Below are 15,634 nucleotides of genomic sequence, written 5' to 3'. Positions count from 1 at the left end.
ACAGCGGAGGTGTATCGAATGGACAAAATGAAGGCTACTTATGAAGTGATGCTGGGGCTAGCTGCGGAAATGGTGTGGGATGAAGCGTTAAGAAAGCGTCGTACCGACATGTTGTACCGGAAGATCGACACGGCGCTGGCTGCTGGTGATGAGGCGGCTTTCCGGAATCTGACTGAAGAACTGAAAAGTTTGGCATAGAGAAATGCGCCTGGCGCATTTCTTTTTTTGGAAGATAAGAATTTATATGTTTTGGGGTCCCCGCAAAGTACCTGAGTCATCATCTAAGCTAAAGCCCCACTTTGTGGGGTTATTTTGCTATATAAGGATTGCCAAGCCGTATACACTTGTTTATGATGCTTTTAAAGTGAACATTCATGCTGCGGGATGCGGCTAGAGGGGGCGAATCTATGAAATTCAGTGATTTTGACAGTAGAGCCTGGGAGACCGATGGACAATACTATGATACCTGCATTATTCCTTATAGCGGACTTCAAGGCACGGAGACTCCGCCTGAGACAGTTAAGTTACTTGAACGGCAGCGTGATTTCCTGGAATTGGCCGAACAACCTTACAAGGGGCGGGTCGTGACTTATCCGGCGGTACAGTATGCAGGGCCTGGAATGACAGCTTTGTTGAATGAACTTTGCCGGAAAGTCAAATCCAGTGGCTTCCAGTACGCGATCGTGATGTCTGCCAATGAGGGGCTGCGCAGGGAGGAGGTATTTGAAAGCGATTTACTCCTTTGCCTGCCTGAGATAGCTGCCGATACGAGAGCCCCGGTAAGCGCATATGTGCGGAGTGAAATCCAGGCTCTGTGGCAGAATGAAAAATGAGTTAAATGTGACGGAAAATCAACAATTTATCAAAAAACGGCCTTAAACGCCTGTCACAATTTAGACAATATTCTTGACGGGTTTTAGACCCTAAGCTATGATTAGGATGAACTTATATGAACTGTGATATTTTTCATTGAAAACGGATTTTTTACCTAAAATACCTATGCAACAACTCTGCAGGTGCCTTCTCACATTTTGAAAAGGGGGTTACATACAGTATGAGCAGCCTTAATGAAGAAGAAGAGTCACTTCCGCAAGAACCGCCCAGCCGAAACGAGATGTCACGCAGACAGTTTTTGACCTACACACTAGGAGGGGCTACCGCCTTTATGGGTGCCGGAGTTATCTTGCCGATGGTCCGGTTTGCTGTAGATCCGATTCTGCAGAAAAAAGGCGAGGGAGAATTCATCAAGGTAGCAGAAGCGTCCAAAATTACAGAAGAGCCCCAGGAGTTCACCTTCGAGCTTCCGCAGCAGGACGGATGGTATGCCAGTACAGCGATGCTTACGGCGTGGATCCGTAAGGACGCGAACGGAGATATTTATGCGCTTTCACCGATCTGCAAGCATCTGGGCTGCACTGTAGGCTGGAATAACAACAAGGCGCATCCCGATGAATATCATTGCCCTTGCCATGGCGCCCGCTATACGAAGCAGGGCCGGCAACTGGCCGTGGCTGCCAAGCCGCTGGACCAGTACACCACCAAGATTGACGGAGGCTGGGTATATCTCGGTGAAATCGTCCCTAATACTGTTTCGGCGAAGGAGGCGTGAACGGCGTGTTCAAAAACGTATATAACTGGATTGACGAACGTCTGGATATTACACCGATCTGGAGAGATGTTGCCGACCACGAGGTCCCCGAGCATGTCAATCCCGCACACCACTTTTCAGCCTTTGTCTACTGCTTCGGCGGACTAACCTTCTTCATCACTGTAATACAGATCCTCTCAGGAATGTTTCTGACCATGTATTATGTCCCGGATATCATTAATGCCTACGCCAGCGTGGAATACCTGCAGACCAAGGTCGCCTTCGGTAAAATCGTCCGCGGCATGCACCACTGGGGCGCGAGTCTCGTCATTGTCATGATGTTCCTTCATACGATGCGTGTGTTCTTCACCGGTTCGTATAAGGCCCCGCGCGAGATGAACTGGGTAGTTGGGATGCTGATTTTCTTTGTCATGCTGGGACTGGGACTTACCGGTTACCTGCTTCCATGGGACAATAAGGCGTACTTCGCCACCAAGGTTACATTGGAGATCGCCAATTCGGTTCCGTTCATGGGACCGGTGCTCAAGGAGCTGATGCAAGGCGGCAGCATTGCCGGCGCCGAGACGCTGACCCGGTTCTTCGCCTTACATGTATTCTTCCTCCCGGCGGTTCTGCTTATACTGCTTGTCGGGCACTTCATTATGATCCGCAGACAAGGCATATCCGGTCCGCTGTAAAATAACGTATAGGAGGCACGGTCATGGCACACGGAGACGACTCCAAAGAGAAGGTGATATTCGTCGGGGATTCCCGGGTCCGCAGAGGAAACGGATTCATTACCCCGCCGGATTATACGGCGTATCCGGGCAAATCGGAAGCCTTTATCCCTAACTTTCTGCTCAAGGAATGGATGGTTGGCGTAGTGGTGCTGGTGGGAATCCTGGTTCTGACCATCTCGGAGCCGGCTCCACTCGGGTTCCCTGCCAATCCGGCAGCAACGGTAATTCCGATTCCCGACTGGTATTTTCTCTTTCTCTATCAGTATTTGAAGCTTCCTTATGCATCAGGTGACTATATCGTGCTGGGAACGCTGGGCGTGACAGGCGTGGCCTTCGGGGCGCTGCTGCTGGCGCCTTTCCTGGATACCGGCCCCGAACGGCGGTTCTACCGCAGACCGATTGCGTCCTCGCTGATGTTCCTGTCCCTCGCGGCAATCGTCTATTTGACCAACACAGCCTGGACAGAATACAAGCATGAGATGGCTGAAACCGGCCAGATTCCAGAGGATGTTCAGCGCGAGGAGAAAGCGGCCGAGAACAGGGCGGCGGGCTTGCCAACCACCAGCGCCGTCAAGCCGAAGGATATTGCCATTGTGGACAAGGATGATCCGGCGATGGCACTCTATAAGCAAGCAACCTGTATAACCTGCCATGCGGTAGATATGAAGGGCTCCGGCAGTTTTCCTTCGCTTCGGGGTGTAGGCGATAAGCATGATAAGGCGGCGATTCTTACTATTATAAAAGAAGGTAAGGGTCAGATGCCGCCAATGGTGGAGACAGCTATGGGAGCAGGGCTGACCGAGCAGGATATCGATGAGCTGGCCGGCTGGCTTGCCAAACAAAAAAGCGGACAGTAAAATAAAGTAACGCAGGACCTGATCGTGTATGCGCTCAGGTCTTTGTTATGTCATAAGAGTTCTAATGAAATCAGTGTTGTATTGAAATGAAGCTGCTACAGTCGGGGGGAAGTTGTACATATGCCGGGTCATTGGTTTGAGAAGTTATTTAGGGACCGGAGAATAATATGGCTGCTGTTTATCGTGAATCTGCTCGGAACGGTCTACGGATATATGTGGTACGGCAACCAGCTCACATTCACGGCGCAGAATGAACCGCTCTGGCTCCTGCCGTTCGTTCCTGACAGCCCTACGGCCAGTCTGTTCTTCACGGCTGCATTATTGCTGCTGCTGTATCCGCCAAGAGGGCTTACAGGGACGCTGGTGCGTGAGCTGATTGAAGCGCTGGCAGTCCTAACCTCTGTGAAGTACGGAATATGGGCGGTCAGCATCATTGTGGCCGGCGGTTATCAGGGAGATTCCCTCACCTGGAAGGACTGGATGCTGATGATCTCCCATACCGGAATGGCCGTGGAAGCTCTGATCTATGCCCGGTTCTTCACCTTCCGGAGAATGCTGCCTGTGGCGCTTGCGTGGACGTTCGCTAATGATGTAGTGGATTATTCACAAGGCGTGTATCCCTGGCTGCCTTCTGTGCTTGATGATGATCTTACCGCTGTTCAGTACTTCACCATGGGGCTTACACTGTTCAGTACGGCTGCTGCCTGGCTGTTCTGCGGCCGGACAAGACGTCCTGCACTTCCGGACAGAACTGCCATGAAGCACTGAGCCTCTGTTCTAACTCTTGTCCTTCCGCCATACATTAAGGTGGGAGGGATGTCTTATGCCGCGCAGAAAAGTAATCATACTGTCAGGAATCATGCTGTACTGGCTGCTGGCCGGTATCAGCGGAGGCCGTGTTCAGGCTGAAGCAGGGGATGCCGCTGCAGACCAGGGAAGTACAGCTTACATAGAAGCAGCCGGAAGTGTGCCCAGTGATCCCGCTGCTCTCACGGCCAGAAGCGGAGCGCAGCGGCTGGAGCAGGCTGCGGAAGCTCTGTACGGCTATGTGCTTGAAGGCGATGTGCTGAAGGCCCGCCAGGAGGCAGAGGAGGTCTCTCAGATCTTCATCTCTTCGTCCTTTGAAGGGATGACCTCAGTAGAGGGGGTCAATGCACTATCCTCTGTGATCCTGGACATGAAGTCGGCACTGGCTGCGGCCCAGCCGTCCCCGGAGAGATGGGAAGCGGCTGCGGCGAAGCTGCGGCTTGCCGCTAACAGCCTGAATCACCCCCGCCAGCCCATGTGGCTGCAGTACTATAAGCTGGTCCGTGAGGATCTGAACGATATGGAGCAAAGCGCCGCCGCGAATGATCTCAAGAGCTGGACAGCGGCGCTGGCAAGACTTCAGAGCCGGTATGCGAATATCCGGCCTGCGGTGATCATCTCCCGGCCTGCTGAGGCGGTGAGCAGCTTTGATTCCTGGATGTCTTACGCAGGTGGGGTTGCAGGCTCGGAGCAGCCCGTGGAACGGGCACGCCTGCTGGAGATTGTATCCTATGGGCAGGATGCAGCAAGAGTGATGTTCGGCAAGGACCGCAGCGAGCCGGTCCTGTCTCTGCCGCTGGCTCCGCAGCAATACGGGGGCTGGGCCCTGCTGGCAGGCGCGTTCATCCTTACGGTGCTCGTGTATACAGCTTACCGTAAGTACCGCGGCCAGAAGGGGAATTTAAAAACCGTGTAGGGTTGAGCGGCGGCAACAGAGGATACAAAGAGGGCGGACCCCACAAGCAGCCATTGCCGGCTTGTGGGGTCCGTCCTTATGTGTGTATAGTTCAGGTCTCCCGGAAGCCTTCGCCGTGAACGTCATGAACCTCACTGATAATGACGAAGGCCTTAGGGTCCACTGACTTCACCAGCAGGCTTAGCCGGCGGATCTCCTGTCTGGAGACCACGCAATAGACCATATGCTTCGCTTGCTTGGAATAAGCGCCGATCGCCGGGATTAAGGTAACGCCTCGATCCATTTCTACGGTGATCAGCTCTGCAATCTGCGGAGCCTCGTCGCTGATGATGGTGAAGGCTTTGGCGGCGTACGCCCCTTCCTGGATGAAATCAATTACACGTGAGGCGATGAAGACCGCCACGAGCGTATACAGTATTTTTTCACGGGGAATGTAGAGCAGGGAAGCCCCGATAATGATGATATCCACGGCCAGAATAATCTGTCCCATACTCCAGCCGAACTTGCGTCCGAGTATCCGTGCCACAATATCTACACCCCCGGTGGTGCCCCCGAAGCGGAAGACAATCCCCAGACCCAGACCCAGGGTAACCCCTGCATATAATGAAGCAAGAATAAAATCATGCTCGGTACTGAACGTCACAATCCAGCCTGCCTTAATCATCCGCTCGAATAACCAGAGGAAAAAAGACAGCGAGCCGATGCCGAGTCCGGTATAGACGATCTGATTCGCCCCGAGCACCTTCCAGCCGAGCAGAAAGAGCGGAAGGTTCAGCAGCAGTGTCGTTAAGAAGATCGGGATGTTAAAGGCGTAATTGAGCAGGATGGTAATCCCGGTAACTCCGCCCTCCATCAGCTGGTTGGGAATGATGAAATACAGGAGTCCGAATGCGTAGATGGCCGTGCCCAGCATGATGGGGGCCACTGTTTTGCTGACTGTGCTGATTTTAATGGTTGAACTCATAACATCCCTCGCCTACGCCTCTAAATGGGCAATTTATATGTAATGATCCCCCCGGAGAGCATGTTAGCTCCAGGCGGCATTGCAAAAAAGATTTGTCTTCAAAACGTCTTTACGATAACATAGGGGCAAACAGAAGGCAAGAACACACGGGGGTGAAACGACAATTTATGGATAAAAGTCTTGGTGACATTCAGCGTGAGGTGGATGCCTATATCTCACAGTTTAAAGAAGGCTACTTCAGTCCGCTGTCGATGCTGGCCCGGATGTCCGAGGAAGTCGGGGAGCTGGCGCGCGAAGTCAACCATCAATTCGGCGAAAAGCCGAAAAAAGCGGATGAAGCCGATAATTCGATTGAGCTGGAGCTGGGCGACATTCTCTTCATTACCGTTTGTTTCGCCAATTCACTCGGTATCGACTTAACTGAGGCCCATAATAAGGTTATGCACAAATTCAATACGCGTGATGCCGGGCGCTGGACGCCCAAAAACACCGATTAGGCCTATGCTACATATGCTGTACCAAACGAACGGGATTTAGCCGTAAGGATGGTGAGGATATGGACCATAATGATTATGTAAAAGCGGCCTACCGCTCGATACTCCGCAGTGACTTTGCTGAGGCCATCACCTTGTTTGAGGCGGCCATTGCCGCAAGTCCCGATGATGCGGAAGTCAGATACCGCTGCGCTATTACCTATGCCCGCAGCGGCATGCTGGACAAAGCGCTTGAACATGCTGTAGCCGCACGCAGACTGGATGGAACCAAACCGGAGTATCAGCTGCATCTTCAGCATCTGCAGGCTCTTAAGCTTGTGCAGGAAGCGAAGCGGCTGCTGGAGGATGAAGCAGCGGACAGTGTGAATCCGTACCATCCGATTACGCTGCTGAAGGAAGCCGTATCGCTTGACCCTCTCTACGGGGATGCTTATGTATGGCTGGCGATTGCGCACAGCCGGATGAATGAACATCTGCAGGCGATTGCAGTATTGAAGGAAGTCATGTCGCTGCACCCGGATGACAGCGGACTGCGTCTGCTGATGAAGGATCTGCAGAAATCGCTGCAACACTATATACAATAATAACAGAGCCAGGGAAAGCGGGGAGAATTCATTTGAGTGACAAGATCAGAGTTATTGTCTCCGGAGCTGGAGGCAGAATGGGCAAAGAGGTTGTGAAGCTGGTATTGCAGGATGATGAACTTGAGCTGGCGGCAGCGGTTGACCGCTCTGCACATGGCAGTGATGCCGGCCGGCTGGCTGGCCTTGAGGATTGCGGTGTAGTTGTGACTTCGGATCTGGAGACTGCGCTTGCAGACACAGAGGCCGATGTAATGGTGGATTTTACGATTCCACACTCTGCATATAGCAATACTGCGCTGGCGGTCAAGTACGGCGTCCGTCCGGTTATCGGTACCACAGGCTTCACGCCGGAGCAGATCGCCGGGCTGGACAAGCAATGCGAGGAGCAGGGAATCGGCGGACTGATTGCGCCTAACTTCTCCATCGGTGCGATTCTGCTGATGAAGTTCGCTGCCCAGGCCGCAAAGTATTTCCCTCATCTCGAAATTATCGAATATCACGGAGACCAGAAGCTGGATGCTCCTTCAGGAACAGCGATTAAGACGGCAGAGATGATCTCTGAGGCGCGGCAGGAGCTCCGCCAGGGACATCCGGAGGAAGAAGAGATTATTGAAGGCTCACGCGGCGGGTATTATAACGGCTTCCGTATTCACAGTGTGCGTCTTCCGGGTGTTTTTGCCCAGGAGGAGGTTGTATTCGGCGGGTTCGGACAGTCGCTGAAGATCCGTCATGACTCCTATGAGCGCGCGGGGTATATGCCTGGAGTCAAGCTCGGGATTCAAAAGGTGATGGGCTATACCGGCTTGATTTACGGTTTTGAGCATTTTATAGAATAGACGGGGAGAGAAACAGAATGTTGAAAATTGCTTTTATCGCACATGACCGCAAAAAAGATGAAATGGTTAATTTCGTAACTGCTTATGAGCATGTTTTTGAAGGTCATAAATTATTCTCCACCGGAACCACGGGCCAGCGTATCATGGAAGTGACCAAGCTCTCCATTCACCGTTACATGTCGGGGCCGCTTGGCGGCGACCAGCAGATCGGCTCGATGGTGGCTACGGATGAGCTGGATTTAATTATTTTCCTGCGTGACCCGCTGATGGCCCAGCCGCATGAACCGGATATTACAGCGCTGCTCCGTCTGTGCGATGTGTACGGGATTCCTGTGGCCACGAATATTGCTACAGCAGAAATTCTGGTGAAGGCTATTGACCGGGGGGATTTCGGCTGGCGTGAGCTGGTACATAAATACAAGCCGGGTGTGGACGAGTCATGAAGCTTGACATTCTGGTATTCGGCGCGCATGCAGATGATGCCGAGATCGGCATGGCAGGGACGATTGCCAAGCATACTGCTGCCGGCTTCAAGGTAGGAATGTGCGATCTGACCCGGGCAGAGATGTCCTCGAACGGCACGGTGGAGCTGCGGGAACAGGAAGCACAGCAGGCTGCCGCAGTGCTGGGCGCTGCGGTGCGGAGTAATCTGGGGCTGCCTGACCGCGGCCTGTATATGACAGAGGACCATTTGGCGGCTGTGACAGCGGAAATCCGCCGCTATGCCCCGTCTATGGTATTTGCCCCTTACTGGGAAGACCGCCATCCTGATCATATTGCCTGCAGTAAGCTGGTGGAGGAAGCGGTATTTAATGCCAAGCTGCGCAAATATATGCCGGACAAGCCCGCTATCCCCGAGCCGCAATTATATTTCTACTTCATTAATGATCTCGGACGGACGGATCTAATCGTAGATGTGACTGCGCAGTATCCGCTGAAGGAGCAGGCATTGTCCTGCTACCGTTCCCAATTTGGACTCGCTCCGGGTGATGATGCCGTTGCAACGCCATTGACGGAAGGGTATATCGAGCGCGTCCGTTCCAGAGACATGCTGCTCGGCCAGCGGAGGCTCATTCCTTATGCCGAAGGGTTCGCCGGTAAGGTACCGTATACTGTAGATCTGTTCAGTGCTGCACGCGGATAAGGCGCCACTCGACAAAGCCCGGAAAACAACTATAATTAATTCATATCGTTACTTGAAGTAATAGAGCTAAGTTAAATGAAGGGGCGGAGCTATGGAGCGGCTAAAGATAGGCATCACTTGTTATCCTTCTCTTGGCGGCTCGGGCGTGGTGGCAACTGAACTGGGCAAGCTATTGGCTGAAAAAGGCCATGAGGTTCACTTTATTACCCACAGCATCCCGTTTCGGCTGGGAACGTTTCAGAAAAATATCTTTTACCATGAGGTAGAGGTTAACGATTATTATGTATTCCGCTATCCGCCATATGATCTGGCGCTGGCGACCAAGATGGCGCAGGTAGCCAAAATGCAAAATCTGGATCTGTTCCATGTGCATTATGCGGTTCCGCATGCGGTATGTGCTTTTCTGGCCAAGCAGATCCTTGGTAATGATATCAAAGTGGTTACCACGCTGCATGGTACGGATATTACAGTACTGGGCCAGGATGAATCCCTGAAGGATCTGATCCGGCTGGGCATTAACGAGAGTGATGCGGTGACCGCAGTCTCCCGTGATCTGATCAAGGAGACTCGCAGGGCGCTTGATATTACGCGTGAAATCGATTTGACTTATAATTTCGTGGATAAGCGTGTCTATTATCCCCGGGATGTAACGGATCTGCGCGGCGACTTCGCGGCCCCGGATGAGAAGATTCTTATGCATATCAGCAATTTCCGCCCGGTCAAGCGGGTGAGTGATGTGGTGGATGTGTTCGCCAAGGTGAACCGGCAGGTGCCTTCCAAGCTGCTGCTGGTCGGCGAAGGCCCTGACCTGCCTAAGATTCAAGCCAAGATCAGCGAGATGGGCCTCGACGATCATGTCCGCTTCCTGGGTAAGCAGGACGAGATTGCCCAGGTGATCTCGCTGGCAGACCTGCTGCTGCTGCCTTCTGAGAAGGAGAGCTTCGGGCTGGTCGCCCTGGAAGCGATGGCCTGCGGCGTTCCGACTATCGGCTCACAGGCCGGGGGGATTCCGGAGCTGATTCAGCATGGCAAGACCGGATTCCTTGCGCCAGTCGGCGATACAGAATCGATGGCAGAGTATGCCATCCGGCTGCTCTCGGATGCAGCAATGGCTGAGAGCTTCCGGCGCGCTTGTCTGGAGCGGTCCTGTAATGATTTCAGCAGAGATATGATCACCAACCAATATGAAGATATCTATTACCGTGTGCTTGGGCGCAAGGTATCCGGATTAGACCCGATCCGGGGGTAAGGAGTCCGTTATGGAATGGAGAATGGCACCACCCGGCATGGCCGAAGCCGCCGGGACTGTTGTTGCCGGCCTGCTGGCAGGCGGTCATGAAGCTTATTTCGTCGGCGGCTGCCTGCGCGATGAGCTGCTGGGCCGTCCGGTGCATGATATAGACATCACTACCTCCGCACTGCCGGAGGAGGTGATGGCCCTGTTTCCGCGCTGTGTCCCTACCGGACTGGCACATGGCACGATCACTGTGCTGCAGGAGGGCTACAGCTTGGAAGTTACGACCTACCGGACGGAGAGCGGCTATGCCGATCACCGGCGTCCGGAGCATGTCGTCTTCGTCAGGGATGTGCGGGAGGATCTCCGCCGCCGTGACTTCACGATCAATGCCATCTGCTGCGGCCTTGACGGAGGGCGGATTGACCCTTTCGGGGGAGAGCGGGATCTCAAGCTTCGCGTGATCCGCTGTGTAGGCGAAGCGGAGGAACGCTTCGAGGAGGATGCGCTGCGGATGCTGCGCTGCGTACGTTTTGCTTCCGTGCTGGATTTCGCGATTGCGAAGAATACCTGGCGCGGTCTGCTGCGCCAGCGTGACAAGCTGGCGCATATTGCTGTGGAGCGGGTGCGCGCCGAGGTGGAGCGCATCCTGGAAGGCCCGCACCCGCAGCGCGGGCTGGGGCTCCTGCTGCGCAGCGGCCTGCTGCCGCGCGGCAAAGCGCCGTTCCCTTGGACCGGCAGGGACCTGGCGGCTGCCGCCGCCCGCCTCGCCGGTCTCGGGAACCTGGAGAGCGCCCGCCTGCGCTGGGCGCTCCTGCTGCATGCCCTGGGATCGTCGGCGCAGTGCGCCGATGAGCTCCTGCGGGCATGGACGTTCCCGGGGGCGACGCGCACTGGCGTCGTCGCCGTGCTCCGCGTCCGCGAAGCCTGGGACGCGGCGTTGCTCTCGGCGCGGCCGGAGGCTTCCGGCGCCGGGGAGCGGCTGCGGCGGCGGTGGATCGCCGCCGTGCTGGGCCAGGGCCAGTCAGCCGCCGAAGGGTGGCTGACGGTGCTTGATGCGGCGGGGGCTGAAGCCGCGTCTCCTGTCACCACCAGCCTCCTGCGGTCCTGGACCGCAGAGATGCCGATCCGTACGCTCGCTGAGCTGGCGGTGAGCGGCCATGAGGTGACAGCGGCGCTGGAGAAGCGTCCCGGCCCGTGGCTGGGCGTATTGCTGAACCAGCTTCTGCTGGCTGTCGCGGCAGGTGACCTTGCCAATGACAACCAATTACTGCTGCAAGCAGCGCAAAGGATGGATAGAGATGAATAGCGGTCATGCGCAGCATTCCGGCGTGTTGAAACGGGAGGCGTTCGTTCCCGGGTGGGCCAAAGGAATTCAGCGGCTGGATACTGTCGGTTCCACACAGGAGGAAGCCAAAATACTTGCCGAAGGCGGCGCCCCGGAGGGAACAACGGTCATGGCCGAAGCGCAGACCGGCGGGCGCGGGCGGATGGGCCGCAAATGGCACTCCCCCCACGGCAAAGGCATCTGGATGAGCCTGGTGCTGCGTCCGGATCTGCCGCTGGCTTTGACTCCGCAGCTGACGCTGCTCGCCGGAGTGGCTGTCTGCACAGCAATCCGTGAGGTTACCGGGGTGCCAGCCGGCATCAAGTGGCCGAATGACCTGCTTGCCGGCGGCCGCAAAATCTGCGGAATCCTGCTGGAATCCTCGCTTCGCGAAGGCGGGCTGCATTATTGCATCGCCGGTATCGGCATCGCTGCGAATTTGACGGAGGATGACTACCCGAAGGAGCTGCGCGGGATCGGTACATCGCTGCTGATCGAAGGCGGGGGCATTCCTGTAGACCGCACAAGGCTTGCGGAAGCCGTGCTGGAGGAACTCGAATATTTGTATCGTGTCTATCTGGAGCAAGGCTTCCAGCCCGTGAAGGAGCTGTGGGAGTCAATGTCGGTGACACTGGGGCGTCAGGTATGTGTGAATACTCCCCAAGGCCGCACCGGAGCCACTGCTGTCGGACTGAGCGATAACGGCGGGCTGCTGATACGTAACGAATCCGGTGAGGTCGTGAGTGTACTGTCCGGCGAAATTGAAATGATTTAATTTGATCCGCATACACCCTCAGCTTCTTTGCAGACATGTCTATAAGGCCGCTCCTCACGACCATGAGGGCGGCCATGTCACATTTTAAGGTTTTTATTTTTGTGTTTTTTTGGTATACTGTGCTCATGAGGCGGCATCGCATGGCGAGCTGTACTCTCGCAATTCAATCTTTTAACAGGAAATTGTTTACCGGATGTACCTTCATAACTGGATGTAACGGTTACGTTGGATTCTGCTCTGAGCCGTAAGGACCGAGACAGAAGGGACGATCGCGAGTGACTCTTTTTTGCCCTTCGGACCTTTTTAGCGGACCATGCTAAAAGGTTTTTTTGTTTGCGCGGATACCGCGTATTTTATGGAAAAGGGGAATGAGAGCAATGGCAGACAAACACGCACTGAATATTATCAAGATGAAAAAAATGAAAACGGACGGTGTGCCCCTGAGCATGCTGACCGCTTATGACTACCCGTCAGCCCTGCTGGCGGAAGAAGCCGGAATCGACCTGATTCTGGTCGGTGATTCCCTGGGAAATGTCGTGCTTGGTTATGACACCACGCTGCCGGTTACCATAGAGGATATGGTCTACCATACCCGGTCGGTGAAGCGCGGGGCGCCTAATACTTTTATAGTGGCTGATATGCCGTTCATGACCTACCACGGAAGCGTGGATGAGACCTTGCGCGGTGTGCGCAGACTGATGCAGGAAGGCCAAGCCCATGCGGTCAAAATGGAAGGCGGCCTCGAAATCTGCTCCGCAGTGTCCGCTGTTGTAGCTGCTGGCGTTCCGGTGCTCGGCCATATCGGCCTGACCCCCCAGTCGGTCAATATGATCGGCGGCTACCGGATTCAAGGGAAGGATCCTAAGGATGCGCAGCGGCTGATGGACGAAGCGAAGGCACTGGAAGCAGCCGGGGCATTCGGCATGGTACTGGAGCTGGTCACGGAGGAAGTGGCAGAAGCCATCTCCAAGGCAGTCAGCATACCGACCATCGGCATCGGTGCCGGGCGCTACTGTGACGGACAGGTTCTGGTGTTCCATGACGTACTGCGGTATGCCTCACCTTACCGGGAGAAAAAATTCGTCAAAACCTACGCCGATGTCGGCACTTTAATCCGTGAAGGCATCACCAGCTATGTTCAGGAAGTGAAAGACCGCTCATTCCCTGCGGAAGAGCATGTGTTCAGCGCAGACGAGACGGTCCTGGAATCTTTATACGGCAATGCCGGCAAAGGAGCGAAATAACATGAGAGTCATCCGAACGATTGCTGAAATGCGCGAAGCGCTTGAATATATGCGTCAAGGGGGCCATGGCCCCGTTGGTTTTGTACCCACCATGGGTTATCTGCACGAAGGACATGCCAGTCTGCTGCGTAAGGCAGGGGAGAAGAGCGGCACGGTGGTGATGAGTATTTTTGTCAATCCGCTGCAATTTGGCCCGAATGAGGACTTTGCTTCTTATCCGCGGGATGAGCAGCGTGATCTGGCGCTGGCTGAACGTGAAGGTGCGGACCTGGTGTTCATCCCCAGTGTAGAAGAGATGTATCCGCAGCCGATCCGTACAGGCGTATCGGTCTCCTCGCTTACGTCGCAGCTCTGCGGCGCTTCGCGTCCGGGACATTTTGACGGAGTAACTACTGTGGTCAGCAAGCTGTTTCATATCGTGCAGCCGGATTACGCCTTCTTCGGACTGAAGGATGCCCAGCAGGTAGCGGTTCTCCGCCGGATGGTGTCTGACCTTAACATGAATGTGGACATTATCGCCTGTCCTATTGTGCGCGAGGAAGACGGGCTGGCGCTTAGCTCCCGCAATGTCTATCTGAGCAGCGAGGAGCGCAGACAGGCGCTGGTGTTGTCCCGTTCTCTGCGCGAGGTGCGCCAGGCTATGGAAGAAGGCAGCATTCGTACCGTAGATGAAGCACGGGCCCTGCTGGTCTCGGTCATTGCTGAATCGCCGCTTGCGGTCATTGATTATGCGGAGATTCTAACCTTCCCTGATCTGGAAGAGCTGGAAGGCGGCAGCAGGCTGACGGATGCGGGCGGAGAGGTTATAATGGCTCTGGCCGTGAAGTTCGGCAGAACCCGTCTGATCGATAATAATGTATTTATTCCTAAGGAGGCACACGCTCTTGTTTAGACATATGATGAAATCCAAAATCCACCGGGCAACGGTCACTGAAGCCAATCTCAATTATGTGGGCAGCATTACCATTGATGAAGATCTGATGGAAGCTGCAGATCTGCTGGAGAACGAGAAGGTGCAGATCGTGGATAATAATAACGGTTCCCGTCTGGAGACTTATGTCATTCCGGGTCCGCGCGGCAGCGGCGTCATTTGTCTGAACGGGGCAGCGGCGCGTCTGGTACAGCCTGGCGATACAGTGATTATTATATCCTACGCTGTCATGTCCTCCGAGGAGCTGGCGGCGCACAAGCCGACTGTAGTGTTCGTTGATGCGGGCAACAAGCCGGTGAAGCTGGCGGATCATGAGATTCACGCGACGATTGCCTGAATTCTGAGCTTTGAGCCATGTAATCAATGGCAGGGATGAAGACCCCTGTACTTGCTGATAATGAAGTAAGGCAAGCTTAAGCTGACTTCATTATCAGTAAGGGTGGGATGTCCGGTGTTTCAACATTTATTTGCTGAGATGAACAAGATGCTCCAGGAGATCAAAGCCGACTATCCTACTGCGGAGGGTGCCCGCCGAAGCGATCTTTTATCCAAGTATAATATGCTCCACCGAATCAGTGATAATGTAATGGACGAATGGCTGGTCTTCGCCGAGAAGCTGAGCGAGTTCCGGGAACAGGCGGATTTTCAGGCTCCGCCAGACGAGCTGCCGGAAGAGGAAGCGCCCGAGCTTGGGATGGATGCTTTTGTCAGAGGCCAGGGCTATTACAAGCTGCTGATGTACCGCAAATGCATTGAACAGTTCAGGGAGGTTACGGCACAGTATCCGGACAGCCTCGCTGCCCGCCTGTATCTGGCCATGGCTTATCTGCAGGAGGGAGAAGGCGATACCGCCTGGGGACATCTGAATCACATGCTGGGCCTGATCCGTGAGGAGAAGCTGAAGGCGATGATCTATAATGCGCTGGGCTGTATCCGGGCTTCCCAGGAACGCTTCAATGAGGCCAGTGAGCTGTTCAGCCTGTCGCTGCTGCATGACCCGGATCTGCCGGAGCCGAATGTGAATCTGGAGGTATGCCGCAGACGGGGCGGGAAGCTGGAGTTTGGCCATCAGCTGGTTTCGCTTTTATAATTTATCCTCGGTTTCTTTAGGCGATGCGCCCCGTTTCCCGGGGTGTGCATCGCCTTTTTTCGTAACTTCTGTTATGCTGATAAAGAGTCTCAAGTGAAAGGGA

At 54.6% G+C, this 15,634-nt stretch carries 20 protein-coding genes; 19 read left to right on the top strand and 1 reads right to left on the bottom strand.

Annotated elements, in window-relative coordinates; all coding sequences use genetic code 11:
* Positions 1-18 precede the first annotated feature (18 nt).
* The 7 genes from MKX51_RS19115 to MKX51_RS19085 all read left to right on the top strand — a co-directional run bounded on the left by MKX51_RS19115 (position 19) and on the right by MKX51_RS19085 (position 4,908).
* Entirely contained in the window at positions 19-198 is a 180-nt protein-coding gene (locus tag MKX51_RS19115) for an IDEAL domain-containing protein (RefSeq protein WP_036698090.1), read from the top strand.
* Between the two features lie 209 nt (positions 199-407).
* Positions 408-833 (top strand): DUF2487 family protein, encoded by a 426-nt coding sequence (locus tag MKX51_RS19110; protein ID WP_340939700.1) that lies wholly within the window; start codon positions 408-410, stop codon positions 831-833.
* 221 nt (positions 834-1,054) lie between these two features.
* Positions 1,055-1,609 carry a ubiquinol-cytochrome c reductase iron-sulfur subunit gene (locus MKX51_RS19105; protein ID WP_036727269.1) on the top strand — a complete coding sequence of 185 codons (555 nt, stop codon included), beginning with the start codon at positions 1,055-1,057 and terminating at the stop codon, positions 1,607-1,609.
* Positions 1,610-1,614: 5 nt separating this feature from the next.
* Positions 1,615-2,286, top strand: a complete 672-nt coding sequence (qcrB, locus tag MKX51_RS19100) for a menaquinol-cytochrome c reductase cytochrome b subunit (protein WP_036727267.1) — start codon at positions 1,615-1,617, stop codon at positions 2,284-2,286.
* A gap of 23 nt (positions 2,287-2,309) precedes the next feature.
* Complete coding sequence (locus tag MKX51_RS19095) at positions 2,310-3,185, top strand: menaquinol-cytochrome c reductase cytochrome b/c subunit (protein ID WP_036727265.1); 876 nt, start codon at positions 2,310-2,312, stop codon at positions 3,183-3,185.
* 120 nt (positions 3,186-3,305) lie between these two features.
* Entirely contained in the window at positions 3,306-3,953 is a 648-nt protein-coding gene (locus MKX51_RS19090) for a DUF1405 domain-containing protein (protein ID WP_340939704.1), read from the top strand.
* Between the two features lie 55 nt (positions 3,954-4,008).
* Positions 4,009-4,908, top strand: coding sequence for a sporulation protein YpjB (locus MKX51_RS19085; protein WP_340993480.1), 900 nt, complete (start codon positions 4,009-4,011; stop codon positions 4,906-4,908).
* A 91-nt stretch (positions 4,909-4,999) separates the two neighbouring features.
* Here the strand turns inward: MKX51_RS19085 and MKX51_RS19080 are convergent, their stop codons facing one another.
* Positions 5,000-5,872, bottom strand: coding sequence for a YitT family protein (locus MKX51_RS19080; RefSeq protein ID WP_200869567.1), 873 nt, complete (start codon positions 5,870-5,872; stop codon positions 5,000-5,002).
* A gap of 167 nt (positions 5,873-6,039) precedes the next feature.
* Here MKX51_RS19080 and MKX51_RS19075 point away from each other — a divergent pair, with 167 nt between their 5' ends.
* The 12 genes from MKX51_RS19075 to MKX51_RS19020 all read left to right on the top strand — a co-directional run bounded on the left by MKX51_RS19075 (position 6,040) and on the right by MKX51_RS19020 (position 15,531).
* The gene (locus MKX51_RS19075; protein WP_036698080.1) at positions 6,040-6,369 is read left to right on the top strand and encodes a nucleotide pyrophosphohydrolase; all 330 of its coding nucleotides are present in this window, start codon (positions 6,040-6,042) and stop codon (positions 6,367-6,369) included.
* A gap of 59 nt (positions 6,370-6,428) precedes the next feature.
* On the top strand, positions 6,429-6,950 hold the full coding sequence (locus tag MKX51_RS19070) for a tetratricopeptide repeat protein (protein WP_340939708.1): 522 nt from the start codon (positions 6,429-6,431) through the stop codon (positions 6,948-6,950).
* A 32-nt stretch (positions 6,951-6,982) separates the two neighbouring features.
* On the top strand, positions 6,983-7,786 hold the full coding sequence (dapB, locus tag MKX51_RS19065) for a 4-hydroxy-tetrahydrodipicolinate reductase (protein WP_340939710.1): 804 nt from the start codon (positions 6,983-6,985) through the stop codon (positions 7,784-7,786).
* A gap of 17 nt (positions 7,787-7,803) precedes the next feature.
* Positions 7,804-8,229 carry a methylglyoxal synthase gene (mgsA, locus tag MKX51_RS19060; RefSeq protein WP_036727258.1) on the top strand — a complete coding sequence of 142 codons (426 nt, stop codon included), beginning with the start codon at positions 7,804-7,806 and terminating at the stop codon, positions 8,227-8,229.
* On the top strand, positions 8,226-8,930 hold the full coding sequence (gene bshB1 / locus MKX51_RS19055) for a bacillithiol biosynthesis deacetylase BshB1 (RefSeq protein WP_340993479.1): 705 nt from the start codon (positions 8,226-8,228) through the stop codon (positions 8,928-8,930). Before mgsA ends, bshB1 begins: the two co-directional genes overlap by 4 nt.
* A 91-nt stretch (positions 8,931-9,021) precedes the next feature.
* Positions 9,022-10,179: an N-acetyl-alpha-D-glucosaminyl L-malate synthase BshA gene (bshA, locus tag MKX51_RS19050; RefSeq protein ID WP_340939716.1), complete on the top strand. Its 1,158-nt coding sequence runs from the start codon at positions 9,022-9,024 to the stop codon at positions 10,177-10,179.
* A 10-nt stretch (positions 10,180-10,189) separates the two neighbouring features.
* The gene (locus tag MKX51_RS19045; RefSeq protein ID WP_340993478.1) at positions 10,190-11,473 is read left to right on the top strand and encodes a CCA tRNA nucleotidyltransferase; all 1,284 of its coding nucleotides are present in this window, start codon (positions 10,190-10,192) and stop codon (positions 11,471-11,473) included.
* Positions 11,466-12,266, top strand: coding sequence for a biotin--[acetyl-CoA-carboxylase] ligase (locus tag MKX51_RS19040; protein WP_340993477.1), 801 nt, complete (start codon positions 11,466-11,468; stop codon positions 12,264-12,266). The genes MKX51_RS19045 and MKX51_RS19040 overlap by 8 nt, the downstream gene beginning before the upstream one ends.
* Positions 12,267-12,643: 377 nt before the next feature.
* Positions 12,644-13,510, top strand: a complete 867-nt coding sequence (panB, locus tag MKX51_RS19035) for a 3-methyl-2-oxobutanoate hydroxymethyltransferase (protein WP_340993476.1) — start codon at positions 12,644-12,646, stop codon at positions 13,508-13,510.
* Position 13,511: 1 nt separating this feature from the next.
* Positions 13,512-14,402: a pantoate--beta-alanine ligase gene (panC, locus tag MKX51_RS19030; RefSeq protein ID WP_340993475.1), complete on the top strand. Its 891-nt coding sequence runs from the start codon at positions 13,512-13,514 to the stop codon at positions 14,400-14,402.
* Complete coding sequence (panD, locus tag MKX51_RS19025; protein WP_036727238.1) at positions 14,395-14,778, top strand: aspartate 1-decarboxylase; 384 nt, start codon at positions 14,395-14,397, stop codon at positions 14,776-14,778. The genes panC and panD overlap by 8 nt, the downstream gene beginning before the upstream one ends.
* Before the next feature lie 114 nt (positions 14,779-14,892).
* Complete coding sequence (locus MKX51_RS19020) at positions 14,893-15,531, top strand: tetratricopeptide repeat protein (protein WP_340993474.1); 639 nt, start codon at positions 14,893-14,895, stop codon at positions 15,529-15,531.
* Positions 15,532-15,634 lie beyond the last annotated feature (103 nt).

The sequence above is a fragment of the Paenibacillus sp. FSL M7-0420 genome (genome assembly GCF_038002345.1).
GTDB lineage: Bacteria > Bacillota > Bacilli > Paenibacillales > Paenibacillaceae > Paenibacillus_AQ.
Note: the sequence above shows the minus strand (reverse complement) of the source record. Positions and strands in the feature narration are given on the sequence as shown.

What these genes read in the sequence shown, in the direction of transcription:
- MKX51_RS19115 (WP_036698090.1), top strand. Translation starts at nt 19, where the DNA reads ATGGACAAAATGAAGGCTACTTATGAAGTGATGCTGGGGCTAGCTGCG.
- MKX51_RS19110 (WP_340939700.1), top strand. Translation starts at nt 408, where the DNA reads ATGAAATTCAGTGATTTTGACAGTAGAGCCTGGGAGACCGATGGACAA.
- MKX51_RS19105 (WP_036727269.1), top strand. Translation starts at nt 1,055, where the DNA reads ATGAGCAGCCTTAATGAAGAAGAAGAGTCACTTCCGCAAGAACCGCCC.
- MKX51_RS19095 (WP_036727265.1), top strand. Translation starts at nt 2,310, where the DNA reads ATGGCACACGGAGACGACTCCAAAGAGAAGGTGATATTCGTCGGGGAT.
- MKX51_RS19090 (WP_340939704.1), top strand. Translation starts at nt 3,306, where the DNA reads ATGCCGGGTCATTGGTTTGAGAAGTTATTTAGGGACCGGAGAATAATA.
- MKX51_RS19085 (WP_340993480.1), top strand. Translation starts at nt 4,009, where the DNA reads ATGCCGCGCAGAAAAGTAATCATACTGTCAGGAATCATGCTGTACTGG.
- MKX51_RS19080 (WP_200869567.1), bottom strand. Translation starts at nt 5,872, where the DNA reads ATGAGTTCAACCATTAAAATCAGCACAGTCAGCAAAACAGTGGCCCCC.
- MKX51_RS19075 (WP_036698080.1), top strand. Translation starts at nt 6,040, where the DNA reads ATGGATAAAAGTCTTGGTGACATTCAGCGTGAGGTGGATGCCTATATC.
- MKX51_RS19070 (WP_340939708.1), top strand. Translation starts at nt 6,429, where the DNA reads ATGGACCATAATGATTATGTAAAAGCGGCCTACCGCTCGATACTCCGC.
- mgsA (WP_036727258.1), top strand. Translation starts at nt 7,804, where the DNA reads ATGTTGAAAATTGCTTTTATCGCACATGACCGCAAAAAAGATGAAATG.
- bshB1 (WP_340993479.1), top strand. Translation starts at nt 8,226, where the DNA reads ATGAAGCTTGACATTCTGGTATTCGGCGCGCATGCAGATGATGCCGAG.
- bshA (WP_340939716.1), top strand. Translation starts at nt 9,022, where the DNA reads ATGGAGCGGCTAAAGATAGGCATCACTTGTTATCCTTCTCTTGGCGGC.
- MKX51_RS19045 (WP_340993478.1), top strand. Translation starts at nt 10,190, where the DNA reads ATGGAATGGAGAATGGCACCACCCGGCATGGCCGAAGCCGCCGGGACT.
- MKX51_RS19040 (WP_340993477.1), top strand. Translation starts at nt 11,466, where the DNA reads ATGAATAGCGGTCATGCGCAGCATTCCGGCGTGTTGAAACGGGAGGCG.
- panB (WP_340993476.1), top strand. Translation starts at nt 12,644, where the DNA reads ATGGCAGACAAACACGCACTGAATATTATCAAGATGAAAAAAATGAAA.
- panC (WP_340993475.1), top strand. Translation starts at nt 13,512, where the DNA reads ATGAGAGTCATCCGAACGATTGCTGAAATGCGCGAAGCGCTTGAATAT.